Source organism: Pseudoclavibacter sp. CFCC 13796 (assembly GCF_008831185.1).
Classification (GTDB): domain Bacteria; phylum Actinomycetota; class Actinomycetes; order Actinomycetales; family Microbacteriaceae; genus Pseudoclavibacter_A.
Genome location: NZ_WBKD01000001.1, coordinates 1,862,124 through 1,886,836, shown reverse-complemented (window position 1 = coordinate 1,886,836; position 24,713 = coordinate 1,862,124). Strand labels below are relative to the sequence as shown.

Below are 24,713 nucleotides of genomic sequence, written 5' to 3'. Positions count from 1 at the left end.
CTCTGGGTGGCTGAAAGCTCCCACTCTCCTCCACATCTGCGACCGCACGCACCACGCGACGGCTCGCTGCCGCGGTATTCCAAGCATCGGCAGGTGCCGCTCCTTAAGACGGCGACCAGACACGGCGGCTCCGAACGAGTCGAAACGTTGAGAATGCGGTGTGTTCTGCGAGGTAGGTGGACTGTGGTGGAGGGAAGTGGGGTAAAGTGGTGAGCATTGCAGACCAACCAGCCCGAGGAAGGAGTGCGGCATGTTTCTCGGCACGCATTCTCCCCGGCTGGATGACAAAGGAAGGCTCGTCCTGCCTGCGAAGTTTCGTGACGAGCTGGCCGACGGCGTCGTTCTGACGCGTGGGCAGGAGCACTGCGTCTACGTGTTCAGTGCAGGGGAGTTCGAGAACATCCACCAGTCGATTCGCCAAGCGCCGATGACGTCGAAGCAGGCCCGAGACTTTCTGCGACTCTTCCTCTCTGGTGCGAGCGATCAGGTGCCCGACAAGCAGGGCCGCATCAGCGTGCCGGCAGACCTGCGACGCTACGCCGGTCTCACCAGAGACCTCACCGTGATCGGCACCGGCAACCGAGCCGAGATCTGGGATTCATCCGCGTGGCAGCAGTACCTGAACGCCAACGAAGAGCCGTTCTCCGAGACCGCAGAAGAGGTGATCCCCGGTGTCTTCTGACGAGACCTACCCCCATCTGCGCGCCGATGCCGATCCCAGCGCGCTGCACGTCTCAGTCATGAGAGACCGCTGTGTCGACCTGCTGGCCCCCGCGCTCAGCGCACCCGGCAGCATCTACGTCGATGCCACCACGGGCATGGGCGGGCACACCGAGGCCGTGCTCGACCGGTGCGAGCACGCGCAGGCGATCTGCATCGACCGTGACGAGAACGCCATCGCCCTGGCCGGCAGACGTCTGCAGCGCTTCGGCGACCGTGTGCGCTTCGTGCACACCTCCTACGACCACATCGACCAGGCGCTGGATCAGTGCGGCGTCGAAGTAGCACAGGCGGTGCTCTTCGACCTCGGCGTCTCGTCGCTGCAGCTCGACGATCTCGAACGCGGGTTCTCGTACCGTGCCGATGCCCCGCTCGACATGCGCATGGATCCGTCGCAGACGCTGACCGCCGCAGACGTCGTGAACACCTATGAGGTGAGCCGTCTCTGGACGATCATGCGGCGCTACGGCGAAGAGAAGCACGCCCGGCGCATCGCAGAGCGCATCGGCGAGATGCGGGCACAGCATCCGCTCAGCACGACCGCTGACCTGGTCGAAGCGGTGCGCACCGCGACCCAGGCGACCGACCACCGCGGGCACCCGGCGAAGCGTGTGTTCCAGGCGATCCGCATCGAGGTCAACCAAGAGCTGCGCGGGCTGGAAGACGCCCTGCCGAAGGCACTCGATCGAATCTCGGTCGACGGGCGAGTCGTCGTGATGAGTTTTCAGTCGCTCGAGGATCGCATCGTCAAGCGCATCATGCGCGACGCGACCACCTCGAGTACGCCGAGCGGGCTGCCTGTCGAACTCGAGGAGCACGCCCCGCGGTTCGTCTCGCTCACCCGAGGAGCCGAACAGGCGGCAGACCAAGAGCAGCAGCAGAATCCCAGAGCGCGTTCGGTACGTCTCCGAGCGGTGCAGAGAGTTCGGAGGGGCCGATGACCATGACGCAGATGTCGTCTCGCGTGCGCACGCGGATCGTCCACGGTGGCATCCTGGTGGCCGTCATCGCGGTGGCGCTCGTGGCCCAGCTGATGCTCAGCATCGGTCTGGCCGACGGCGGATACCAGATCAACCAGCTGCAGCAGGACCAGAACCAGGTCAAGCGCGAACGCCAAAGCCTCAGCGAGCAGATCTCGGCGCTGCAGTCACCGCAGCACCTCGCCGACCGCGCCAAAGAGCTGGGCATGGAGCCTTCGACGCAGGTGACCTTCCTTCGTCTTGCCGACGGGCAGACCATTGGGTCGGCCGACAGCAAGGGTGCGCAGATCGCGGCGCAGAAGGGCCTCGTGAACAACCGTATGCTCGCGACGCTCGACGCGGCCGATGCCACCGCGAAGCCGGCGGCGGGCGACGAGGCCAAGACACCGCAGCGAGTCGATCAGCAGGAGCTCCAGGCCGGGGCGACTGCAGATGCGAACAGCTCGGATTCCTCGTCAGGCTCTGCCGACGGCACTGCGGCGCCGAGCGACGACAGCCAGTCGGGCGATGCCGGTCAAGGCGGAGGCTCCAAACTGCCACAGGTGACGCTGCGATGAGGGCTCTGCTTTCGCAGTCCGTCCCAGCCGTCGACAGGGGATGCTGAAATGGCACCGGTTCTGGGCAATCGTCGGCGTCGTCTGATCGCGGTTCTGACCGCGGTCGTCGCAGTCGCACTCGTCTTCGTCGTTCGACTGGTGTTCATCCAGATCGTCGACGCCCCCGGCCTCAACGCGCAGGCGGAGGGCAACCGGTCAGTGCCTCTCACCCTGCAGGCGGTGCGCGGAACGATCACCGACCGCTCTGGCAACGTGCTCGCGCAGAGCGTGCAGCGATATCGTGTGGCGGCCGATCAGACGCTGGCCGGAGACTCGATCGTCCAGGTCGACGGCAAAGGCCAGAAATGGACCCTGCAGCAGATCATCGATCGACTGGCGCAGATCACGAAGAAGGATCCAGCCCGAATCAAGACGGCGCTGGAGGGGAACAGCCAGTACTCGGTCGTGGCACAGGACTTGAACGCCGATCAGTACCAGGAGCTTCGCGCCCTCGACATCAAATGGCTCGCGATCGAAGCAGTGCCACACCGGACGTATCCCTCGGGCGCGGTGGCCGGCAACCTGTTGGGCTTCATCAGCGCCGAGCAGCAGCCGCAGGCAGGCGTCGAAGTGCTGGCTGACAGCTGTCTCGCCGGCACCGACGGAAAAGAGAGCTACGAACGCGGCGCCGACGGCATCCGCATCCCGGGCACCACGGTCACCGAGCAGCAGGTGACCGACGGTGGCACGGTCGAACTGACCATCGATCGCGATCTGCAGTGGTATGTGCAGCAGAAGATCACCGAGCGCCAGAGCGAACTCGGTGCACAGTGGATCTCGGCGACGGTGCTCGACGCGAAGACGGGAGACATCCTCGTCGCCGCAGAGACTCCCAGCATCGACCCCAACGACGTCGGGGCGTCGAAAGAGCAGGATCGCGGTTCGCGCATCTTCCAGAGCACCTACGAACCGGGGTCTCCGATCAAGACGATCACGATGGCCGCCGCCATGGAGCACAGCGACGTGGGCCCCGAGAGCCAGTTCCAGGCCCCCGGGTCGATCGCGGTTCCCGGCACCCCGCACACCATTAAAGATGCGTGGGATCACGACACCCTCAATCTGACCAGCACGGGCATCCTGATGAAGTCGTCGAACACCGGCATCATGCAGGTCGGAGACAAAGTCGACGACGCCACACGCTATGACTACCTCAAGCGATTCGGCATCGGCGAGAAGTCTGCTGTGAACTTTCCCGCAGAGTCGAGCGGGACGCTGGCGCCGGTCGACAAATGGGACAAAATCTCGCATTACACGACCATGTTCGGTCAGGGCATCGCGGCGACGCCGATTCAGGTCGCCAGCGCATATCAGGCGGTGGCGAACAACGGCGTGCGCATCTCGCCTCGGCTGATCAAGAGCTGCACCAGTGCGGACGGCACGACGACGGAGAACCCGTCGGCTCAGCCCGAGCAGGTCATCCAGCCCGAGACCGCCCGCAAACTGCGAGGAATGCTCGAACCGCTCTTCACCCAGTACGTGGGCAAGTCTGCGCAGATCGCAGGCTACAGCCTGGCTGGTAAGACGGGCACGTCACAGATCGCCGGAACGAACGGCGGCTATCTGCCCAACCAGTATGTGAACTCGCTGGCCGCCATGGCGCCCGCCGGAGACCCCCGCTTCGTCGTCGGCATCACGATCTACAACCCGGCCACAGACAAGACCTCGGACAACACCATGTCGCTGTTTCACGATGTCATGGCGCAGACGCTGATCACGAACAACGTGCCGCCAGCCACCGGAGAGCTGCCCGACTACGCACCGACGTGGTGAGAGTGGGAGAATGTACTGATGTCTTCGCGAACCGCACCTCATATTCGTCCCCAACACTCGGCTGATCTGACGCTGGCCGCCGTCGCCGACCTGCTCGGCGCGTCGGTCGTCACGTCGGCGGGCGAGCCCGCGGCCGACGCCGCAGCCGCACGTGTGATCAGCGGTGTGACGCTCACCAGCAGCGACGTGCGGCCTGGCGATCTGTACGTCGGCATGCCCGGTCAGCACACCCATGGCGCCAAGTACGCCGAGGAGGCTCGGCGTCTCGGAGCGGTGGCCGTGCTGACCGACGAAGCCGGGCGAAGCTACGTCGCCGCCAGCACGGCGAAGGATCTGCCGCTGCTGATCGTGCCGGACCCGCGCTTGGTGCTCGGCAAGGTCGCCGAGCACATCTACGCGAACGACACGCATCGTCTGCCCGCGCTGGGCGTCACCGGCACGAACGGAAAGACGTCGACCACGTACTTCATGGAGGCCCTGCTCGGACACGCGGGGGTGCGCACCGGACTGAGCACGACCGTCGAGCGGCATGTTGGCGAACACGTGCTGGGCAGCGCCCTGACCACGCCGGAGGCCAGCGAGCTGCACGGCCTGCTCGCCAGCATGCGTGAGCTCGGCGCCAAAGCCCTGTTGGTCGAGGTGTCGGCTCAGGCAGTCACCAGACACCGCATCGACGGGGTGCACTTCGCGGTGGTCGGCTTCACCAACCTGAGTCCAGAGCACCTGGACGAGTACGGCGACATGGAGCACTACTACGCCGCGAAACGCGCACTGTTCACCGCAGATCGGGCAGATCGCGCCGTGATCTCGCTTGAGAGCGAATGGGGCAGGCGGCTGGCACGAGAGACCGAGCTCCCGGTGACCACAGTCGGCACCGGCGACGAATGCGACTGGCAGCTCGTCGAGCAGAGCGATCGAGCGGACGGATCGACCGGCACGCTGGTCGGGCCGAACGGTCAGCGCTGGCCGATCGTGCTGTCAGTGCCCGGTGTGCACATGGACGTCAACGCGGTGCTCGCAGTCGTGATGCTCGTGGAGTCGGGCATCATCGATGCGCAGCAGATTGAGTCCGGTCTCGAGGCCCACGTGCTGGCAGACGTGTATCTGCCCGGGCGTCTGGAGCGGGTCTCCGGCGAGAGCGGGCCGACGTTCTTCGTCGACTACGCCCACACCGAGGATGCGCTGGAGCGGACGCTGGTGGCCGTGCGCAAGCAGACCAAGGGGCGCATCGTGCTCATTCTGGGCGCGGACGGCGGCCGCGATCCGTACAAGCGTCCAGCGATGGGACGGGTCGCCAGCGAGCTCAGCGACGTGCTCGTGGTCAACGACATCAACCCCAGATTCGAAGATCCCGATGCGATCAGATCGGTGCTCGTCGAGGCCGCCCGTGCCGCGGATCACCCGGCTGAGGTCTATGACGTCGGCGACCCGTCGGCGGCCATCCGCACTGCGATCCGCATCGCTCATGACGACGATACGATCATCGTGTGCGGTCCGGGCGACGAAGACTACCACGAGGTGCGCGGCGTCAAGCTTCCGTATTCCTCACGCGGAGCGGCCCGCGAGGCACTGCGGGAGGCCGGTTTCGAGCCCAACCACTCCCGGCGCGGAGGGCAGGATCCCGCCGACGGCGTGCACGCCGACGATCTGGCGGCTGCGGAGCGACACGACGCCGAGAGTGAGAAGGAGCAGGCATGATCACGACAGACGTTGACTGGATCGCCGAGGCCGTCGGCGGCACGCTGGCCGGTTCTGCTGAGGCCGGTCTGGTGACCGGTGCCGTGCGCACTGACTCCCGCGAGGTGTCGACAGGCGATCTCTTCGTGGCTCGTCGGGGCGAGAGCGGCGATGGGCACGACTATGTCGTCACGGCTCAGCGTCAAGGGGCGGCTGCCGCGATCGTGGAGCATCCCGTGCCCGACGCCACGCTGGCCCAGATCGTGGTCGCCGACGCCACGCGGGCGCTCGGACTGCTCGCAGAGGCGGTACTGCTTCAGGCTCGCTCCGACGGCCGTCTCGAGCACGTCATCGGCATCACCGGCTCGGCGGGAAAGACCACGACAAAGCGCATCCTCGCTCATCTGCTCTCGCAGGCGGGCGAGACGGTGTTTCCGCAGGGGTCGTTCAACAACGAGGTCGGCGCACCACTGACCATGCTGCAGACGACGCTGCAGACGCGTTTCGTGGTCGTCGAGATGGGTGCGAGCCACATCGGCGATCTGCGCTATCTCTCAGGCATCGCGCATCCAGACCTCGGCATCGAGCTGCAGGTCGGCCTGGCTCATGTGGGCGAATTCGGCTCGGTCGACAACATCCGCATCGCGAAACAGGAGCTCGTCGAATCTCTGCCCGAGACCGGCGTCGCGGTGCTCAACGCCGATGACGCGAACGTCTGTCGCATGGCCGAGCACACCAGTGCTCAGGTCGTCTGGTTCGGAGCGCGCAGCGACGCTGCTGTGCGCATCGGTGCCGTCGAGCCGGAGGGGGAGCGGCTTCGCGTCGAGCTCACGTTCGACGGTGAGACGGTCGACCCCAGCGTCGCACTGCTCGGCGAGCACAACGCCTGGAACATCGCTGCGGCGACGGCGGCGGCCTTGCACATGGGGCTCAGCCGCGAGCAGATCGTCACCGGTCTCGAAAGCCTGTCTTCAGGCGAACGCTGGCGCATGCAGGCGCTGCACCGCGCCGACGGTGTCACCGTGATCAACGACGGCTACAACGCCAGCCCCGGCTCGATGTCAGCCGCCCTGCGCACGCTCGCAGGCATCCGTCGCACCGGACATCGAACCATTGCCGTTCTCGGTGCCATGGGCGAGTTGGGAGAGGCCAGCGGCACCGAGCACGATAAGATCGGCCAGGACGTCGTTCGACTGAACATCGATCAGCTCGTCGTCGTCGGTAACGATGCCCGCCGCATCTTCCTCGCCGCCGAGCAGGAGGGATCCTGGGGCGGCGAAGCGGTCTACTGCGAGAACGCGGATGAAGCGCACGACTGGCTGGCGCCACGACTGCGAGAAGGAGATGTCGTCCTGGTGAAGTCGTCGAACGCTGCGGGGCTCAGATTCCTGGGCGACCGCCTGTATGAGGATGCCGCCAGAGCATGATCAGCGTACTCGTCGCATCCGCCGTGTCGCTGATCATCTCGATCTTCGGCATGCCGCTGTTCATCAGGCTGGCTCACCGCCTGGAATGGGGACAGTTCATCCGAGAGGACGGCCCGCGCACCCACCTCACCAAACGCGGCACGCCCACGATGGGCGGAATCGTCATCCTCATCGCAGTGCTCGCCGGGTACTTCGTCTCGGCACTGGTCACCGGCGCCGGAGTGACGGCCACCGGGATGCTGGTGCTCGGACTCACCGTCGGCATGGGGCTCGTCGGCTTCGCCGACGACTACATCAAGGTGCGCAATCACCGTTCGCTGGGGCTGACCCCAGCGGCCAAGCTGATCGCCCAATTGGTGATCACCGGCCTGTTCGCCTGGGGAGTGCTGCAGTTTCCCGATCAGAGCGGGCTGACCCCGGCCTCGACGTACGTGTCTGTGCTGCGTGACACCCCGATCAACCTGTTCGCCTGGGGAGTGATTCCGGGAGCCGTCATCTTCTTCATCTGGGTCTACGGCATCGTGGCCGGCTTCTCGAACGCGGTGAATCTGACCGACGGTCTCGACGGGCTCGCCGCAGGCATCGGCATCCTCGCCTTCGGGGCCTACGGGGCGCTGGCCTTCTGGCAGTTCAACCAGGACTGCGAACGTGCCTCGGGCGTCTCGTTCGGGCAGTGCTATGAGGTGCGCGATCCCCTCGACGTGCTGATCATCGTCACGTCGATCGTCGCGGCGCTGATCGGCTTTCTGTGGTGGAACACATCGCCGGCGCAGATTTTCATGGGTGACACCGGGTCACTTGCGCTCGGCGGCGCCTTCGCCGCGGTGGCGATGGTCACCCGCACCGAGGTGCTCTCTGTGCTGATCGGCGGCATGTTCGTCGTCGCGCTGCTTTCGTCGCTCATCCAAATGGGCTTCTTCAAGATCAGCGGCGGCAAACGGGTGTTCCTGATGGCTCCGCTGCACCATCACTTCGAGCTCAAAGGCTGGGCGCAGGTGACCGTCGTCGTGCGCTTCTGGGTGCTCGCCGGCCTCTGCGCGGTCGCCGGGCTCGCGATCTTCTATGTGCAGTGGGTGAGTACGACACGATGACTGACAAAACCGACTTCTTCGACAGCACGCACGACGACCAGACCTTCGCAGGTCGGCGCGTCGCCGTGCTCGGCATGAGCGTCACCGGGTTCTCGGTGGCAGACACCTTGGTCGAACTCGGCGCGAACGTGCTCGCCATGGGGCGCAGCGCCTCTGCCGAGCACATCGACCTGCTCGGCGTGCTGGGGGCCCAATGGCGGCCAATCGCCCACGACGGCGATGAGGTGGCTGTGCTCCAGGAGTTCGCGCCCGAGGCGATCGTGGTCTCTCCCGGGTTCTCGCCGCATCATCCCGCGGTTCGGTGGGCGTGTGAGCAGCAGGTTCCGCTGCTGACCGACATAGACCTGGCCTGGCACCTGCAGCGTCAGCGCGGTCATGACACGAAGTGGCTCTGCGTCACGGGCACCAACGGCAAGACGACGACCGTCGAGATGGCCACCGACATGCTCGTCGCGGGGGGGCTGCGCGCTGCCGCATGCGGCAACATCGGTGTGCCGATCCTCGATCTCGTGCGCGAACCGGTGGCCTATGACGCGATCGTGGTCGAGCTCTCCAGCTTTCAGCTGCACTACATCAACCACATCAGTCCGTGGGCGAGCGTCTGCCTGAACATCGACTCCGACCACATCGACTGGCACGGCAGCGTCGAGGCGTATGCGGCGGCCAAGGCGCGCATCTACGAGAACGTGCAGACGGCGTGCGTGTATCCGATCGGCGACGAGCAGGTCACTGACATCGTCGAGCAGGCGGATGTCGTGGCCGGTGCCCGAGCGATCGGGGTGGGCCCGGTGGCCCCTTCGATCGGCCAGATCGGCATCGTCGACGACGTGATCGCAGACCGCGCGTTCATCGCGAACCGTGAGACGCATGCGCAGGAGATCACCACGGTGTCTCGCCTGCAGGCGCATGGGCTCGGCCTGCGCCACCTCGTGCTCGACGCGCTGGCCGCAATCGCGCTGGTTCGTTCGGTGGGGGTCGACGCAGCCGCAATCGGACGGGCGCTCGACGAGTTCCACACCGACGGACACCGCATCACGCCGGTCGCCGAGATCGACGGTGTGGTTTGGATCGACGACTCGAAGGCGACGAATCCGCATGCCGCACGTGTGGCGATCGAATCGTTCGACTCAGTCGTCTGGATCGTAGGTGGCATGCTCAAGGGCATCGACCTCGCGCCGCTCATCGAGCGAGAGCATGGTCGGCTGCGGGGCGCCGTCATCGTCGGCGCCGATCGATCGACGGTGCGTGACCTGTTCGCCCGCCTCGCACCAGAGGTCGAGACGCACGAGATCGACGTCGTGGCCCAACCCGGTGACGTTGAAGCCGGCGCCGAACTGATGCGCCAGACTGTGGCTGCTGCGGCGCAGATGGCGCACCCTGACGACGTCGTGCTGCTGGCACCGGCATCAGCATCGTGGGATCAGTTCGTCAGCTACGCCCAGCGCGGCGATCTCTTCGCCGCAGCAGTGCAGGGGCTTCGGGAAAGCGCGTGATGAGCGCGAACAACACGCGCATCCGGCTGCTCGGCGGCCAACGCCACATCACGAAGTCGTTCGGCCAGCTGCTGGGCGTGATCACGCTGCTGCTGCTGCTCGGTCTGACCATGGTGCTTTCCGCCTCGTCGATCGACTCGTACTCGGCTTCGAACTCTTTCTTCAGCCTGTTCATGAAGCAGGGCCTGATCGCCCTGCTCGCCTTTCCTGCGATGCTGCTCGTCTCACGCATACCGATGGAGGTGCTGAGACGGTGGTCGAAGGCGTTCCTCATCGCGACCATGCTGGTGCAGCTGCTCGTGGTGAGCACCTCGCTCGGATCGGCCGGCGGCGGCAACCGAAACTGGCTGAACGTCGGTGGATTCACCGTGCAGCCCAGCGAATTCATGAAGCTGGCGCTGGTGATCTGGCTCGGACGAGTGCTCAGCGAGCGACGCGACGATCTGACGAGCCTCAAAGCCTTCGTCAAACATGTGCTGGTCTGGGTCGTCGCAGCGATCGCACTCGTCATGGCCGGTCGCGATCTCGGCACGGCCATGGTGATGCTGATCATCGTGTTCGGCTGCTTCTTCGTGGGTCGGGTGCCGCTGCGCTTCTTGGGAGCTCTGGCCGTCGCCGGCGGGATCATCGCCGGAATCTTCGCGATCGGCAGCGCCAACCGTCTGAGCCGCATCGCCAGTTGGGCCGGGTCGTCGGGCTGCACCGACTACAGCGGCACCTGCTGGCAGACCACGCACGGCACCTGGGCGCTGGCGGCGGGCGGAATCTTCGGGGTGGGCCTGGGCAACTCCAAGTCGAAGTGGGCGTGGCTGCCCGAGGCCGAGAACGACTTCATCTTCGCGATCATCGGCGAAGAGCTCGGACTGGTCGGGCTGATCGCACTGATCGGACTCTATGTGCTGCTCGCGGTTCTGATGGTGCGGCTGATCGTGCGTCTCGCCGATCGGCCGTTCGAGCAGATCGTGGTCGCCGGAGCCCTCACGTGGACTGTCGGTCAGGCCTTCATCAACATCGCGGTCGTGCTCGGTCTGCTGCCCGTGCTCGGCGTGCCGCTGCCTTTGGTGTCCTATGGTGGATCATCGCTGGTGGCCAATCTGCTCATGCTCGGGGTGGTGCTCGGCATCGCCAATACCGAAAGGACTTCTTCGTGACGACCTATCTGCTTGCAGGCGGCGGCACCGCCGGACACGTCAACCCGCTGCTCGCGACAGCCGATGCCCTGCGTGAGAGCGATCCCAATGCTCGCATTCTGGTGCTCGGCACCGCCGAGGGGCTCGAAGCGGAACTTGTGCCGGCCCGCGGATACGAGCTGATCCCCATCGCCAAGCTGCCCTTTCCGCGTCGGCCGAACGCGCAGGCTCTGGCCTTTCCGAAGCGTCTCGGCTCGCTGGTGCGGCAGGTGCGCTCGATCATCGTGAGTCGGGGCGTCGACGCCGTCGTCGGCTTCGGAGGCTATGCCTCGGCCCCGGCCTATCTCGCTGCCAGACGCGAAGGCGTCGCCTACCTCGTGCACGAGGCGAACGCCCGGCCTGGCCTGGCCAACCGCCTGGGGGCGAAGCGTGCGGCGCACGTCGCGGTCGCCTTTCCCGACACTCCGCTGGCCGGCGCAGAGGTGATCGGCATGCCGCTGCGGCCTGAGATCGCCGAGATCGCTCATGCACGTGCTGCGGGCAGCGATGCACAGCTCGTCGCCGCCGGTCGAACCAGTCTCGGCCTCGACGAACGTCCTGTGCTTCTGGTGACCGGCGGCTCGCTCGGAGCGAAGCACATCAACGAGGTGCTCGCCTCTGCGGCGCAGCAGATCGTCGATGCCGGCTGGCAGGTGCTGCACGTGGCCGGAGCGCGCAACGACGTGGCTGCTCCCGATGTCGACGGCTATCACTTCATGGAGTACTGCCACCACATGCAGGACGCCCTCGCGGTCGCGTCGCTGGCTGTCTCCAGATCGGGAGCCTCGACGGTCTGCGAGCTCACCGCCCTGGCGATTCCGGCGGTGTACGTGCCGTATCCGCACGGCAACGGCGAGCAGGAGCTGAACGCACGCCCGGCGATCGCCGCCGGAGCCGCGATGCTGGCACGCGACGAAGAACTCGACGCGACGTGGGTGACGCAGGTGCTGCTGCCGCTGCTGGCCGATCGCGACCGGCTCGACGCCATGCACGATGCTGCGGTCGGCATCGGCATCGTGGACGCCGCGCAGCGACTCGCCGACATGGCACGAGAAGTGGCCGAGCAGAAGCACTGAGGAGGACGAAATGAACGACACGAACACATCCGTCGACTCGTCGAACACGCTGCCTGACGAGCTGGGGCGCATCCACTTCATCGGCATCGGCGGTGCCGGTATGAGCGGCATCGCGCACATGATGGCTGCGAAGGGGCTGCAGGTCACCGGCTCCGATCAGGCCGACAGCGCCAATGTGCAGGCCCTTCGCGAACTGGGCGTCACCGTCGCCATCGGGCACTCCGCCGACCATGTGCACGACGTCGACACCGTCGTGATCTCGTCTGCGGTGCACGAGAGCAACCCCGAGCTGGCAGCGGCCAGAGCAGCAGGTCTGCGCGTGATCCACCGGTCACAGGCGTTGGAATGGCTGACTCGCGGCCACCGCGTCATCGCGGTCGCCGGAGCACACGGCAAGAGCACGAGCACCGGCATGCTGATCACCGCCCTGCGCGAACTCGGCGCCGATCCGAGCTTCGTCAACGGCGCGATCATCAAAGAGCTCGGCACGAACGCGGGCTGGGGCGAATCAGACCTGTTCGTGCTCGAGGCCGATGAGTCGGACGGCTCGTTCCTGCGATACGAGACGGCCGGCGTGCTCGTGACCAACATCGACACCGAGCATCTCGACCACTACGGCACCGCTCAGGGCATCGAAGACGCCTTCGTGCGCTTCATCACCAGCGCCGCGGAGTTCTCCGTGGTCAACGGCAGCGACCGTCTCACCAAAGCGATTCTGCCGCGACTCGACGGTGCCGAACACCTGATCACATTCGGCGAGGCGGGCGACGGCAACGATCTCGAGCTGACCGAGGTGGCGCCACAGGGGTGGGAGACCGACGTCGCCGTGACTGCCCAGCCCGAGGGAAGCATCCGCTTTCGCAGCGACCTGCTCGGCCACCACAACGCACTGAACGCGCTCGGTGTCGCCGCAGTGCTGCGTCAGCTCGGATATCCGCTGGCCGATGCACTGCGTGCGGCAGGCCATTACCAGGGAACCGCTCGCCGGTTCGATCGTCAGGCCGTGGTCGGCGGGGTGACCGTCGTCGACGACTACGCACATCATCCCACCGAGGTCGCCGCGGTGCTCACCGCCGCCCATGAGCTGGCCGGTGACGGGCACGTGCTGGTGATCTTCGAACCACACCTCTACAGCCGCACGCGCGATCACGCGGACGAGTTCGCACAGGTCTTCGACCGCTGGGCCGACTTCGCCGACGTGCTGACGCTGCGCGGAGCTCGTGAAGACCCGATCCCGGGCATCGACTCGGCCTGGCTGGTGAGCAGGTTCCCGCGCCCCGATCTCGGCCACTACAGCCCGACGTGGGACGACGCCGTCGAACAGATCGTGCGTCGTGCGCGGCCGGGCGATATCGTGCTGACGCTCGGCGTGGGCCTCTACCCGATTCTGCCGCGACTGCTGGAGCGTCTGCGTGACCGGTGACGATCGCATTCGGCGACCGCACCTGCGAACACAGGAGGATGACGGGCCCGATGAACGGGAACGCACCGGGCGTGCGGGCGGTCGAAAGAGCAGAGGGCGTGCGACGTCCCGGCCTCGCGAGGTCGGAACGTCGTCCGGCGACGCGGAGTCGACCGACTGGCGGGCGGGGCTGAGCACTCGCTGGCAGGAGGCCAGAACGGCTCGCGCCGCCAGAGCTCAGCTTCGGGCGACGGTTCGTCGACGGCGCGCACGCGAGCGCGAGGATCTGCGTGCTGCGGGCCGTCTCGATCGCTCCGGCGATCTCGCCGGCGGTCAGCAGCGGGCGGGGCAGGGGAGAGCAGGGACTGCGGCGACTCGGGCGAGCATCGGCTCGCTCTTCCACGACCTGCACCTCGGGCGGTTCCTCATCATCGGCCTGGCCGTGGTCATCGCCGTCACCATCGGCCTCGTGTTCTCGCCGTGGCTGTCGGTGCAGCATATCGAGGTGCGTGGAACGCAGCGTGCATCTGCAGCCGAGCTGAGCGACGCGCTGAGCGACCAAGTGGGGCGACCGATCATCGGACTCTCCGGGGCGCAGATCGAGCGCGAGCTGCAGCAGTTCAGTGCTGTCGAGTCGTACAGCATCCGTGCCGAGCTGCCGGGCACCCTGATCGTGACAGTGACCGAACGGGCCCCCATCGGCGTCTTCAAGAAGGGCGATTCCTACCTGCTGGTGGATGCGGCAGGTGTGGTGGTGCAGAGCGCAGATCAGCCTGAGGAGGGGTACCCCACACTGCAGGTCGCCTCGACGGATCCGCAGTCGCCGGCGTTCTCGTCGGTCGCAGCTGTGCTGCGCAGCCTGGACGGTGACCTGCTGGCCCAGGTGGCCTCTGCGCAGGCGAGCACACAGGATGACGTGCAACTCACACTGCGCAGCGGGACGACCGTCGTCTGGGGAGACGGCAGCGAGACGGAGCTCAAGGCGCGCGTGCTTCGTGCTCTGGTGGGGGATCGGCCGGATGCCAAGCACATCGATGTGTCCTCGCCGTCGCTCCCGGTGGCCTCATGACGAGCGCGTCCGGCATGCTCGGATTTCGCATCCAAGTCGCGACACACCGCATGAGCCGTCGTGTTTCGGCGTTCAGACGTGGATACTTTCTCAGAGATCAAACGTATACGCAGTATAACTTTAACGCTCCAGTTGAAGTTGAAGGTTGACGGAAGGCCGGTCCAATATGTCGAACCAGAACTACCTCGCCGTGATCAAAGTGGTCGGCATCGGCGGCGGCGGCGTCAATGCAGTGAACCGCATGATCGAGCGCGGGCTCAAAGGCGTCGAGTTCATCGCCATCAACACGGATGCGCAGGCACTGCTGCTGAGCGACGCGGACGTCAAGCTCGACGTCGGTCGCGAGTCGACCCGCGGGCTCGGCGCTGGCGCCGACCCTGAGGTCGGGCGACGCGCGGCCGAAGAGCACGCCGATGAGATTGAAGAGACGCTGCGTGGCGCCGACATGGTCTTCGTGACGGCAGGTGAGGGCGGTGGCACGGGCACCGGAGGCGCTCCCGTCGTCGCCAAGATCGCGAAGTCGATCGGGGCTCTGACGATCGGCGTGGTCACCAAGCCGTTCTCGTTCGAGGGCAAGCGGCGTATGTCTCAGGCAGAGTCGGGTGTTCAGGCCCTGCGTGCCGAGGTCGACACGCTGATCACCGTGCCGAACGACCGGCTGCTGGAGATCAGCGATCGCGGCATCACCATGCTCGAGGCGTTCTCGATCGCCGACCAGGTGCTGCTCGCCGGTGTTCAGGGCATCAGCGACCTGATCACGACACCGGGGCTGATCAACCTCGACTTCGCCGACGTGCAGTCAGTGATGCAGGGAGCCGGCACGGCTCTGATGGGCATCGGCTCCGCACGGGGCGCCGATCGTGCGATCAAAGCGGCGGAGCTCGCCATCTCGTCGCCGCTGCTGGAGTCGACGATCGACGGCGCGCACGGTGTGCTCATCTCGGTGCAGGGAGGGTCAGACCTCGGCATCTTCGAGATCAACGACGCCGTGCAGCTGGTGCAGGAGGTCGTGCACGCAGAGGCGAACATCATCTTCGGCACCGTGCTTGACGACGCGCTGGGCGACGAGGTGCGCGTCACCGTGATCGCAGCTGGCTTCGACGAAGAGGACGAACTGCGCAATCTGCGTCGGGGACGCGACGAGCGCGGTCATGCGGCACCCGCGGCAGCCGAGAGGCCGACGGCCGCCCAGACGGCCGACGAATCGGACGAGGCAGTCGCGTCGAATGCCGCAGACGCCGACGCGACCACAGCCGGCAGCGATGCCAGCGGCGCTGAGCAGTCGGTCGACACCAGTGTCGCCGATCCCTATGCGGCGCGTTCGTATCCGTTCGAGCGACTCGACGATCAGGAGCTCGACGTTCCTGACTTCTTGAAGTGAGTGCGGAGTTCGAGTCCGTGCCCGCCCCCAGCGAGTCGATCGACCTTGGGTCGTCGGTGCTGCCGGTGCCTCGGCTTGCCGGGGGCGAGGCAGGCGTCACGGAGCGTCTGCGCGCGTTCGAGACCGATCTGCAGGCAGAGCTGAGCCTGTGCGGCCGTCGCCGTGACGAGGTGCAGGTGATCGTCGTCACGAAGTACCACACGCCGGAGCTCGCCGCTGTGCTGCACGCTGCCGGGCAGAGAGACTTCGGTGAGAACACTCTGCAGGGGCTGCACGCCAAACTCGAGGCAGATCCTGCGCTGGCGTCGGCTCGGTGGCACTTCATCGGGCAGCTGCAGCGGAAGAAGGCCGGTCAGGTCGCTCGACTCGCGTCTGCGATCCATTCCATCGATCGTCCGGAGCTGGTCGATCGCATCGACCGGATCGAGCTGAATCATGCTGTCGACGCGTTCGTCCAAGTCTCGCTCGACGGTCAGCCCGACCGAGGGGGGGTGGCGTCTGACGAGCTCGACGATCTGGTCGAACGTGTGCTCTCCTCGCCGCACCTGCGTCTTGAGGGGCTGATGGCCGTGGCGCCGCTCGGGGTCGATGCCGATCGGGCGTTCGAACGACTGCAGGAGCTCTCGTTGCACATTCAGCACATCGCTCCCGAGGCCCGCAGCATCTCGGCTGGGATGAGCGGCGACTGGCGGGCGGCCGTCCGTCATGGTGCGACACACCTGCGAATCGGCACGGCAATCACTGGAAAACCGGTCTCCGGCCGCTAACCTGTGACAGAGACATTGGAGGATGCCCCATGGGAAACCCACTGCGCAAGACACTTGAGTACCTCGGACTCGTCGACGACGACCAGTACGTCGATGAGACTCCGGCAGCGCCCGCAACTGAGCGTCCGGCGGCAGCCGCCGCACAGACGACCACAACGCATGCCCAGCAGCGCAGCAACGTCACGCCGTTGCGACGCACGCCAGCACAGACCCAGGCAGGTGAATTGAACGAGATTCTGACCGTCCATCCGAAGAAATACGCTGACGTGCAGATGATCGCCGAGGGCTTCCGAGGCGGCGTCCCCGTGATTATCAACCTCAGTCAGATGACTGAGCCTGACGCACGTCGTCTGATCGATTTCGCATCAGGTCTGGCACAGGGGCTCTTGGGTAAGATCGAGCGGGTGACACCGAAAGTCTTCCTTCTCTCTCCACAGAACGTGCTTGTGAGCGGCGGACAGCAGCGAGACGACGAAGATCCCAGCCAGGTCGGGTTCTTCACCGAGCAGTAGTCTCTGACGGCGACTCGGCGTGAGCATCCTCTTTGGCATTCTCGGCTGGCTCTGCCAGACCTACTCATCCGTTCTCTTCCTGAGGTTTCTGGTCGAGCTGGTTCTGGGGCTGCGCAGATCAGCGCGACTGCCGCATCTCGTCACAGTTCTCGCTGAGCTGCTCTTCACGATCACCGACCCGCCGGTGCGGCTGGCACGACGACTTCTTCCTCCACTGCGAGTCGGTCAAGTCAGTCTCGACTTCGGCATCTTCCTCTCCATTTTTGTCTTCAGCACCCTGGGTGCGGTTTTCAATGGTCTAAGATGAATCTGATGGGGTTTGGCTCAAGCTCAAGTCGAGAGCGAAACTACACACGAATTAGGAGTAAGTAATGGCCTTAACGCCCGATGACGTTCTGAACAAGCGGTTCCAGACGACGAAGTTCCGCGATGGCTATGAGCAGGACGAAGTCGATGACTTCCTTGACGAGGTCGTCGTCGAGTTCCGTCGCCTGAGCGATGAGAACGAGTCGCTCAAGGCCAAGGCTCAGGAAGCCGACGAGCTGAAGTCGAAGCTGGCTCGCGCCGAGGCCGAGATCAAGATGCTGCGTCAGAGCCGTGGCACCGAGGCTGCGCCGGCAGCAGTCGCCGCAACCGCACCCGCTGCCGCTGCGCCCACGACGAACAACGCGTCAAACGATGCCGAGCCGCGCAACGAGTCAGACGAGGCCACCTCGCTCCTGCAGCTTGCTCGCACCCTGCACGATCAGCATGTTCGCGAAGGCGAAGAGACCAAAGAGAAGACCATCTCCGAGGCTCGCGTCGAAGCCCGCCGCATCCTCACCGAGGTGCAGGACCGCAAGACCAAAGAGCTCAACGACCTCACCCAGCGCAAGACCACTCTTGAAGCTGACATCAAAGATCTCGAGACGTTCGAGCGTCAGTACCGTTCGTCGCTCAAGTCGTTCATCAGCGGTCAGCTCAAAGACCTCGAGTCGTCGGGTTCGCTCGCTGAGAGCACCACGAAGTCGGTGCACGGCAGCAGCAACGGCCGAAAGTAGCGTGACGCGTGGCTGATTCCTCAGCCTCGCACGACATCGAGCGGCGGGCCTCGGCCCGCCGCTCGATTCTGTCTGTGCTGGGCATCGCATCTGTGGCGGTGGTCATCGACCAACTCGTCAAGATCTGGGCGATTGCGACTCTGACATTGGGGCAGCCGGTCTCGCTGGTCGGCGACCTCGTTCAGCTTCGTCTGGTGTTCAACCCGGGTGCGGCCTTCTCCATGGGTGAAGAGATGACGTGGGTCTTCACCGTGCTCGCCGTCATCGTGTCCGGTGTGCTCGTCTGGTTCTCTCGGTCGCTGCGCTCGACCCCCTTGATCGTGCTCTTCGGCGTGTTCTTGGGCGGGGTCGTCGGCAACCTGGTCGACCGGCTGTTCCGCCCGCCCGCATTCGCTCGGGGGCACGTGGTCGACTTTCTGCAGCTCAAGGGCTTCGCGATCGTGAATCTCGCCGACATCATGCTCACCTGTGCGGTGATCGGGCTGGTGCTGATCATGCTCTTCCGCCCTCGCCAGTTCGAAGAGGTCTCGGCAGCGGCCAAGGGCGAGTCGTCAGCTGTACGAGCAGACGAACATGCCCAGTAAGCTCGTCTCCATTCCGCCTGAGCTCATCGGTCAGCGCGCAGACACCGGCCTGGCAGAGCTGACCGGGCTGTCACGGGCCCGTATTCAGTCGCTGATGACATCGGGAGACGTCACACAGGGAGGTCGACCGCTGCACAAAGCCGACCGACTCGAGGATCGCGGTCTCGTCACCGTCTACTGGGAGGAGGAAGACCGTCTCGCGGTGCGTCCACTCGACGTTCCCGAGCTCGAGATCGTCTACCTCGACGATGACATCGTCATCGTGAACAAGCCGGTGGGTGTCGTCGCGCATCCGGCGACCAGCTGGACCGGCCCGACGGTGCTCGGCGTGCTCGCTGCACGCGGGATCAGTGTGGCACAGGGCGGTCCACCCGAACGGCACGGCATCGTGCAGCGACTGGACGTCGGCACGAGCGGCCTGATGATGGTGGCTCGCAGTGAGCCGGCCTATAGTGCGCTGAAGCAGGCCTTTCGCGATCATACCGTGCACAAGACGTATCAGGCGGTCGTGCACGGGCATCCAGACCCCAGCAGCGGAACCATCGACGCGCCGATCGGCCGTCTGCCGCGTGCCGACTGGAAGTTCGGCGTGGTCGCCGGCGGGCGCCCTTCAGTGACCCACTACCGAACGCTCGAGGCCTTCGCTCGCGGCTCGCTGCTCGAGATCCACCTCGAGACAGGACGCACCCACCAGATTCGTGTGCACATGTCGGCACGGCATCATCCGCTGATGGGTGATCCGCTCTATGGTGGCGACCCTGTGCTGGCCGAGCAACTCGGTCTCACCCGGCAGTGGCTGCATGCGGTGCGTCTCGACTTCGCTCACCCAGTGACCGCAGAGCCGATGGTCGTCGACAGCGAACCGCCGACAGACCTGCGGCACGCCCTCTCGCTGCTGTGCGACCCACAGGCGTAGACTGGGCCGAGTTCCCCTGAGTCACGTCTGCGAAAGGCGATCGTTCTTGGCTGCATCATCGAGCACCGCTTCCGACAGCTTCGTGCACCTTCATGTGCACAGCGAGTACTCCATGCTGGACGGTGCCGCGAAGATCAAACCGCTCATCGCCGAGGCGGCCCGGCTCGAGATGCCGGCGTTGGCCATCACCGACCATGGCAACATGTTCGGCACGTACGAGTTCTACTATGCGTGTCAGGACGCCGGGATCAAACCGATCATCGGCCTCGAGGCCTATCTGACGCCTGGCACCAAACGCCAGGATCGCTCCCGCGTGCGGTGGGGCAGCGGCGGCGAAGACGACGTCTCGGGCGGCGGATCGTACACCCACGCCACGATGCTCGCTGAGACGACGGAGGGCATGCACAACCTCTTTCGGCTCGCATCGCTGTCGTCGATCGAGGGCTTCTACTTCAAGCCTCGTATGGATCTCGAACTGCTGCAGCAGTATGCCAAAGGCATCATCGCGACGACGGGCTGCGCCAGCGGCGAGATCCAGACTCGCCTGCGCCTCGGCCAGTACAAAGAGGCTCGGGAGGCTGCGGCACGGTACCGCGACATCTTCGGGCCCGACAACTACTACTGCGAGATCATGGATCACGGCATCGACATCGAGCGCCGTGTGATGAGCGACCTGATCGACCTTGCCAAGGATCTGCAGCTTCCGCTGGTGGCGAGCAACGACCTCCACTACACACATGCAGAGGATGCCCATGCGCACGCCGCGCTGCTGTGCGTGCAGTCCGCCTCAACTCTTGACGATCCCAAGAGGTTCCGCTTCGGCAGCGACGAGTTCTATCTGAAGACTCCGAAGCAGATGCGCGAGCTGTTCCGGGACTATCCAGGAGCCTGCGACAACACGCTGAGCATCGCCGAGCGCTGCGAGGTGGAGTTCGTCAAACGCGACCTCACTCCGAAGTTCGACGTGCCGGAGGGCGAGACGGAGCTCACCTGGTTTAAATCAGAAGTCGAGACGGGTCTGCACTCCAGGTATGGCGAGACCGTTCCTGAACCGGTTCGCGAGCGCGCGAACTACGAGATGGGCATCATCGAGCAGATGGGCTTCCCCGGCTACTTCCTCGTGGTCGCCGACTTCATCCAGTGGGCCAAGGGCAACGGCGTGCGCGTCGGCCCCGGGCGAGGGTCAGCCGCAGGATCGATGGTCGCCTATGCCATGCACATCACCGAGGTTGATCCGCTCGAACACGGCCTCATGTTCGAGCGATTCCTGAACCCCGAGCGTGTGTCGATGCCCGACGTCGACGTCGACTTCGACGACCGTCGCCGCACCGACGTGATCAAGTACGTCACCGAGAAGTACGGCTATGACCGCGTCTGTCAGATTGTCACCTACGGGTCGATCAAGGCGAAGCAGGCGCTGAAGGACTCCTCTCGCATCCTCGGACTGCCGTACTCTGCCGGTGAGAAGCTCACGAAGGCATTTCCGCCCGCCGTCATGGGCAAAGAGATGACCCTCGAAGAGATGTACGACCCGGATGCCAAGCGGTATCAGGAGGGCGCCGAGTTCCGCGAGGTCGTCGAAGGCGACGAGGTCTCGCAGAAGATCCTGGAGACGGCGCGGGGCATCGAAGGGCTGAAGCGCCAGTGGGGCGTGCACGCAGCGGGCGTGATCATGAGCCAGGAGGCTCTGATCGACAACATCCCCATCATGAAGCGCGAAGAAGACGGCGCGATCATCACGCAGTACCCGTACCCGGCGTGCGAGAACCTGGGTCTGCTCAAGATGGACTTTCTCGGTCTGCGCAACCTGACCGTGATGGGCGATGCGGTCGATTCGATCAAACAGAACCGTGGCGAGACGCTCAATCTGCAAGAGGTCTCCCTCGATGACAAACCGACGTACGACCTGCTCTCCCGGGGCGATACGCTCGGTGTGTTCCAGCTCGACGGCGGGCCGATGCGCACGCTGCTCAAGCAGATGAAGCCAGACAGCTTCGCCGACATCTCGGCTGTGATCGCGCTCTACCGCCCGGGCCCCATGGGCATGAACTCGCACACGAACTACGCGCTGCGCAAGAACGGCCTGCAGCCGATTCAGCCGATTCACTCAGAGCTCGAAGAGCCGCTGAGAGACATCCTGGGCGAGACCTACGGCCTGATCGTCTACCAGGAGCAGGTCATGGGCGTCGCCCAGAAGGTGGCCGGCTTCACCCTCGGTCAGGCCGACATGCTCCGTCGCGCCATGGGCAAGAAGAAGAAGTCCGAGCTCGACAAGCAGTACGCCAACTTTCATCAGGGCATGGTCGATCGCGGCTACTCGGAAGAGGCCGTCAAAGCGCTCTGGGATACGCTGCTTCCCTTCGCCGGCTATGCGTTCAACAAGGCGCACTCGGTCGGCTACGGGGTCGTCTCCTACTGGACAGCCTTCCTGAAGGCCAACTACCCGGCCGAGTACATGTCGGCTCTGCTCACCAGCGTCGGTGACTCCAAAGACAAACTCGCGATGTACCTGAACGAGTGCCGCCATATGGGCATCTCGGTGCTGCCGCCCGACGTCAACTCCTCGTTCCTCGGGTTCTCGGCCGTCGGAACAGACATCCGCTTCGGTCTGGGAGCGGTGCGCAACGTCGGCGCCAACGTCGTCGACGCGATCGTGAAGACCCGTGAGACAGAAGACCCGTTCACGAGCTTTCACGACTTTCTGCGCAAAGTGCCGCTCACCGTCTGCAACAAGCGCACCATCGAATCGCTGATCAAAGCAGGTGCCTTCGACTCGCTCGGCAGCACCCGCCGCGCGCTCATCGAGATTCACGAGCAGGCAGTCGACGAAGCGGCCAAACTCAAACGCAACGAAGCGCACGGCCAGGTCGACCTGTTCGCCGGGATGTTCGACCTCGACGAACAGCCGGGGGCCGAGGTGCCTGACCGCCCCGAGTGGGACAAACACATCAAGCTCTCGTTCGAGCGCGAGATGCTCGGACTCTACGTGTCTGACCATCCCCTGCACGGGCTGGAGCGCGAGCTCTCTCGGCACGCAGATGCGAACATCGTCGACATCACCGGTGGCGAACGGTTCCACGACGGAGACAAAGTCGCCATCGCCGGGCTCATCACGAGCGTGCAGAAGCGCATCGCGCGCAACAGCGGCAACGAGTACGCCATCATCGAGGTCGAAGACTTCACCGGCGAGATGTCAGCGCTCTTCATGGGCAAGACCTTCCAGGAGTTCTCTCCGGCGCTGGTAGCCGACTCCATCGTGGTGGTGCGCGGTCGCATCAACGAGCGTGATGACGGCGCGACGCTGCATGCCTATTCTGTTTTCACCCCCGAGATCAAGGGCGCCGGGGGAGCCGGACTGCCGTTGATGCTGAGCATTCCAGAGCTGACGGCGACACCAGAGATCGTTGAAGACCTGTCGTCCATTCTGGTGCGCCACAGCGGAGACACCGAGGTGCTGCTGAAGCTGATGACTGCGGGTGCCGAGCGCGTCTTCGAGATTCCCTATCGGGTCAGCGTCACTGCGGCGCTGTACAGCGAGCTCAAAGCGCTGCTCGGCGCCAGCTGCATCGATTGAGGCCGAGCCCACGGCGCATCCGTCGAGGCAGCGTCCATACTGAGGGCAGCGTCGATACTGGGGACAGCGTCGACACTTGGGCCGCGTCGACACTTGGGTGCAGAGCCGACACGGAGAACAGTGTCGACACGGGGCGCAGAGTAGACTGTGGTGTGTGATGCACACTATCGATTTTCGCGAGCAGAACGTCCACTCCCTCTCTCTCAGAGACCAGCTTCCCCGCCCGCACCATGACGTGGCCGCCGCCGAGCAGGCTGCGCAGCAGCTCATCGCCGACGTGCGAGAGAACGGTCGCGCGGCGCTGATCGATCAGGCTCAGCGGTTCGACCACGTGCAGATCGACGAGTTCCGGGTTGGCCAGGCCGAGATCGACGCCGCGGTTCGCGAACTCGATCCGAGCATCCGCCACTCGCTCGAGATCGCCATCGAACGCGTGAGCAAGGCGACAGCTGCTCAGCTGCGCGAGCCGGTCGTCACAACCTTTCCCGGCGGGTCGCGAATCACCCAGCGCTGGGCACCGGTGCAGGCCGCGGGGCTCTACGTGCCCGGTGGCAAGGCGGTGTACCCGTCGAGCGTGATCATGAACGTCGTGCCGGCACAGGTCGCAGGTGTGCAGCGGCTGGCGCTCGTCTCGCCGGCGCAGCAGGCCTTCGGCGGCGCCGTGCACCCCCTGACCCTTGCGACGGCCGGTCTGCTCGGGCTCGACGAGATCTACGCCCTCGGCGGAGCCGGAGCGATCGCTGCGCTGGCCTACGGGGTGCCTGAGATCGGGCTCGACGCCGTCGACGTGATCAGCGGGCCCGGCAACGCCTTCGTCGCCGCCGCGAAGCTGGCCGTCTCTCGTGACGTGGCCATCGACTCCGTCGCCGGTCCGACCGAGATTCTCGTCATCGCCGACGAACACGCTGACGCCGATCTGGTCGCGGCAGACCTGCTGAGTCAGGCCGAGCACGACGAGGATGCCTCCTCGGTCTTGGTGACCGACTCCGAGACGTTCGCCAATCAGGTTCGTGCGCGACTGAGCGTTCGTCTGGATCACACTCCCAACCGGGAACGTGCCTCAGTCGCACTGAACGGAGAGCAGTCGGCCGTGGTTCTGGTCGACGACCTCGATGCCGCGCTCGCGGTGAGCGACGCCTATGCTCCCGAGCACCTTGAGATCATCACTGAGAGCGCCGAAGAGCTGGCCGATCGGGTGCGCAACGCCGGCGCGATCTTCGTCGGCCCCTACTCTCCGGTTCCGCTGGGCGACTACATGGCAGGGTCAAACCACGTGCTGCCGACGAGTGGGCGCGCGCGGTTCAGCCCGGCGTTGGGCGCCTACACCTTCCTGCGTCCGCAGCAGATCATCGAGTACACGCGTGAGGGCCTCGCCGAGATCGCCGAGCCCATCGAACGATTCGCCGAGGCCGAGAAGCTGAACGCACACGCCGAAAGCATCGCCGCACGATTCGAGAGCAAGGCCTGAG

At 65.2% G+C, this 24,713-nt stretch carries 21 protein-coding genes; all 21 read left to right on the top strand.

The features are described from left to right. Positions 1 to 250 precede the first annotated feature (250 nt). The 21 genes from mraZ (at position 251) to hisD (ending at position 24,712) form a co-directional block, all read left to right on the top strand. Positions 251 to 682 carry a division/cell wall cluster transcriptional repressor MraZ gene (gene mraZ, locus F8O07_RS08480; protein WP_158031623.1) on the top strand — a complete coding sequence of 144 codons (432 nt, stop codon included), beginning with the start codon at positions 251 to 253 and terminating at the stop codon, positions 680 to 682. Beyond that, positions 672 to 1,661 carry a 16S rRNA (cytosine(1402)-N(4))-methyltransferase RsmH gene (gene rsmH / locus F8O07_RS08475; protein WP_225733232.1) on the top strand — a complete coding sequence of 330 codons (990 nt, stop codon included), beginning with the start codon at positions 672 to 674 and terminating at the stop codon, positions 1,659 to 1,661. Before mraZ ends, rsmH begins: the two co-directional genes overlap by 11 nt. Next, the gene (locus tag F8O07_RS08470; RefSeq protein WP_158031622.1) at positions 1,658 to 2,257 is read left to right on the top strand and encodes a hypothetical protein; all 600 of its coding nucleotides are present in this window, start codon (positions 1,658 to 1,660) and stop codon (positions 2,255 to 2,257) included. The genes rsmH and F8O07_RS08470 overlap by 4 nt, the downstream gene beginning before the upstream one ends. Positions 2,258 to 2,305: 48 nt before the next feature. Then, complete coding sequence (locus F8O07_RS08465) at positions 2,306 to 4,066, top strand: peptidoglycan D,D-transpeptidase FtsI family protein (protein WP_158031621.1); 1,761 nt, start codon at positions 2,306 to 2,308, stop codon at positions 4,064 to 4,066. A gap of 18 nt (positions 4,067 to 4,084) precedes the next feature. Next, positions 4,085 to 5,764: a Mur ligase family protein gene (locus F8O07_RS08460; RefSeq protein WP_158031620.1), complete on the top strand. Its 1,680-nt coding sequence runs from the start codon at positions 4,085 to 4,087 to the stop codon at positions 5,762 to 5,764. After that, positions 5,761 to 7,170 (top strand): UDP-N-acetylmuramoyl-tripeptide--D-alanyl-D-alanine ligase, encoded by a 1,410-nt coding sequence (locus tag F8O07_RS08455; protein WP_158031619.1) that lies wholly within the window; start codon positions 5,761 to 5,763, stop codon positions 7,168 to 7,170. Before F8O07_RS08460 ends, F8O07_RS08455 begins: the two co-directional genes overlap by 4 nt. After that, positions 7,167 to 8,261 carry a phospho-N-acetylmuramoyl-pentapeptide-transferase gene (gene mraY, locus F8O07_RS08450; protein WP_158031618.1) on the top strand — a complete coding sequence of 365 codons (1,095 nt, stop codon included), beginning with the start codon at positions 7,167 to 7,169 and terminating at the stop codon, positions 8,259 to 8,261. The genes F8O07_RS08455 and mraY overlap by 4 nt, the downstream gene beginning before the upstream one ends. Continuing rightward, entirely contained in the window at positions 8,258 to 9,754 is a 1,497-nt protein-coding gene (gene murD / locus F8O07_RS08445; protein WP_158031617.1) for a UDP-N-acetylmuramoyl-L-alanine--D-glutamate ligase, read from the top strand. Before mraY ends, murD begins: the two co-directional genes overlap by 4 nt. Further along, on the top strand, positions 9,754 to 10,905 hold the full coding sequence (gene ftsW, locus F8O07_RS08440) for a putative lipid II flippase FtsW (protein ID WP_158031616.1): 1,152 nt from the start codon (positions 9,754 to 9,756) through the stop codon (positions 10,903 to 10,905). Before murD ends, ftsW begins: the two co-directional genes overlap by 1 nt. Further along, positions 10,902 to 11,999 carry a UDP-N-acetylglucosamine--N-acetylmuramyl-(pentapeptide) pyrophosphoryl-undecaprenol N-acetylglucosamine transferase gene (locus F8O07_RS08435; RefSeq protein WP_158031615.1) on the top strand — a complete coding sequence of 366 codons (1,098 nt, stop codon included), beginning with the start codon at positions 10,902 to 10,904 and terminating at the stop codon, positions 11,997 to 11,999. Before ftsW ends, F8O07_RS08435 begins: the two co-directional genes overlap by 4 nt. A 10-nt stretch (positions 12,000 to 12,009) precedes the next feature. Continuing rightward, on the top strand, positions 12,010 to 13,422 hold the full coding sequence (murC, locus tag F8O07_RS08430) for a UDP-N-acetylmuramate--L-alanine ligase (protein WP_158031614.1): 1,413 nt from the start codon (positions 12,010 to 12,012) through the stop codon (positions 13,420 to 13,422). Further along, positions 13,412 to 14,470, top strand: coding sequence for an FtsQ-type POTRA domain-containing protein (locus F8O07_RS08425; RefSeq protein WP_158031613.1), 1,059 nt, complete (start codon positions 13,412 to 13,414; stop codon positions 14,468 to 14,470). Before murC ends, F8O07_RS08425 begins: the two co-directional genes overlap by 11 nt. Before the next feature lie 166 nt (positions 14,471 to 14,636). Further along, positions 14,637 to 15,851, top strand: coding sequence for a cell division protein FtsZ (gene ftsZ / locus F8O07_RS08420; protein ID WP_158031612.1), 1,215 nt, complete (start codon positions 14,637 to 14,639; stop codon positions 15,849 to 15,851). A 17-nt stretch (positions 15,852 to 15,868) separates the two neighbouring features. Further along, positions 15,869 to 16,618, top strand: a complete 750-nt coding sequence (locus F8O07_RS08415; RefSeq protein ID WP_225733231.1) for a YggS family pyridoxal phosphate-dependent enzyme — start codon at positions 15,869 to 15,871, stop codon at positions 16,616 to 16,618. Positions 16,619 to 16,647: 29 nt separating this feature from the next. Beyond that, positions 16,648 to 17,130 carry a cell division protein SepF gene (locus tag F8O07_RS08410; protein ID WP_158031611.1) on the top strand — a complete coding sequence of 161 codons (483 nt, stop codon included), beginning with the start codon at positions 16,648 to 16,650 and terminating at the stop codon, positions 17,128 to 17,130. A 19-nt stretch (positions 17,131 to 17,149) separates the two neighbouring features. Beyond that, positions 17,150 to 17,437, top strand: a complete 288-nt coding sequence (locus tag F8O07_RS08405; protein ID WP_158031610.1) for a YggT family protein — start codon at positions 17,150 to 17,152, stop codon at positions 17,435 to 17,437. 64 nt (positions 17,438 to 17,501) lie between these two features. Beyond that, positions 17,502 to 18,170 (top strand): DivIVA domain-containing protein, encoded by a 669-nt coding sequence (locus tag F8O07_RS10775; RefSeq protein ID WP_158031609.1) that lies wholly within the window; start codon positions 17,502 to 17,504, stop codon positions 18,168 to 18,170. A gap of 8 nt (positions 18,171 to 18,178) precedes the next feature. Continuing rightward, positions 18,179 to 18,754 (top strand): signal peptidase II, encoded by a 576-nt coding sequence (gene lspA / locus F8O07_RS08395; RefSeq protein WP_158031608.1) that lies wholly within the window; start codon positions 18,179 to 18,181, stop codon positions 18,752 to 18,754. After that, entirely contained in the window at positions 18,744 to 19,670 is a 927-nt protein-coding gene (locus tag F8O07_RS08390; protein ID WP_158031607.1) for an RluA family pseudouridine synthase, read from the top strand. The genes lspA and F8O07_RS08390 overlap by 11 nt, the downstream gene beginning before the upstream one ends. A 46-nt stretch (positions 19,671 to 19,716) precedes the next feature. Further along, a complete protein-coding gene (gene dnaE / locus F8O07_RS08385; protein ID WP_225733230.1) occupies positions 19,717 to 23,244 on the top strand; it encodes a DNA polymerase III subunit alpha in 3,528 nt (1,175 codons plus the stop codon). Between the two features lie 157 nt (positions 23,245 to 23,401). Then, on the top strand, positions 23,402 to 24,712 hold the full coding sequence (gene hisD / locus F8O07_RS08380; protein WP_158031862.1) for a histidinol dehydrogenase: 1,311 nt from the start codon (positions 23,402 to 23,404) through the stop codon (positions 24,710 to 24,712). Position 24,713 lies beyond the last annotated feature (1 nt).

Bases quoted from the DNA above. Each gene is read 5' to 3' on its own strand.
- mraY (WP_158031618.1), top strand. From the start codon at position 7,167: ATGATCAGCGTACTCGTCGCATCCGCCGTGTCGCTGATCATCTCGATC.
- hisD (WP_158031862.1), top strand. From the start codon at position 23,402: ATGCACACTATCGATTTTCGCGAGCAGAACGTCCACTCCCTCTCTCTC.
- F8O07_RS08390 (WP_158031607.1), top strand. From the start codon at position 18,744: ATGCCCAGTAAGCTCGTCTCCATTCCGCCTGAGCTCATCGGTCAGCGC.
- F8O07_RS08455 (WP_158031619.1), top strand. From the start codon at position 5,761: ATGATCACGACAGACGTTGACTGGATCGCCGAGGCCGTCGGCGGCACG.
- murC (WP_158031614.1), top strand. From the start codon at position 12,010: ATGAACGACACGAACACATCCGTCGACTCGTCGAACACGCTGCCTGAC.
- ftsW (WP_158031616.1), top strand. From the start codon at position 9,754: ATGAGCGCGAACAACACGCGCATCCGGCTGCTCGGCGGCCAACGCCAC.
- F8O07_RS08410 (WP_158031611.1), top strand. From the start codon at position 16,648: ATGGGAAACCCACTGCGCAAGACACTTGAGTACCTCGGACTCGTCGAC.
- F8O07_RS08460 (WP_158031620.1), top strand. From the start codon at position 4,085: ATGTCTTCGCGAACCGCACCTCATATTCGTCCCCAACACTCGGCTGAT.
- F8O07_RS10775 (WP_158031609.1), top strand. From the start codon at position 17,502: ATGGCCTTAACGCCCGATGACGTTCTGAACAAGCGGTTCCAGACGACG.
- murD (WP_158031617.1), top strand. From the start codon at position 8,258: ATGACTGACAAAACCGACTTCTTCGACAGCACGCACGACGACCAGACC.
- mraZ (WP_158031623.1), top strand. From the start codon at position 251: ATGTTTCTCGGCACGCATTCTCCCCGGCTGGATGACAAAGGAAGGCTC.
- ftsZ (WP_158031612.1), top strand. From the start codon at position 14,637: ATGTCGAACCAGAACTACCTCGCCGTGATCAAAGTGGTCGGCATCGGC.
- F8O07_RS08470 (WP_158031622.1), top strand. From the start codon at position 1,658: ATGACCATGACGCAGATGTCGTCTCGCGTGCGCACGCGGATCGTCCAC.
- F8O07_RS08465 (WP_158031621.1), top strand. From the start codon at position 2,306: ATGGCACCGGTTCTGGGCAATCGTCGGCGTCGTCTGATCGCGGTTCTG.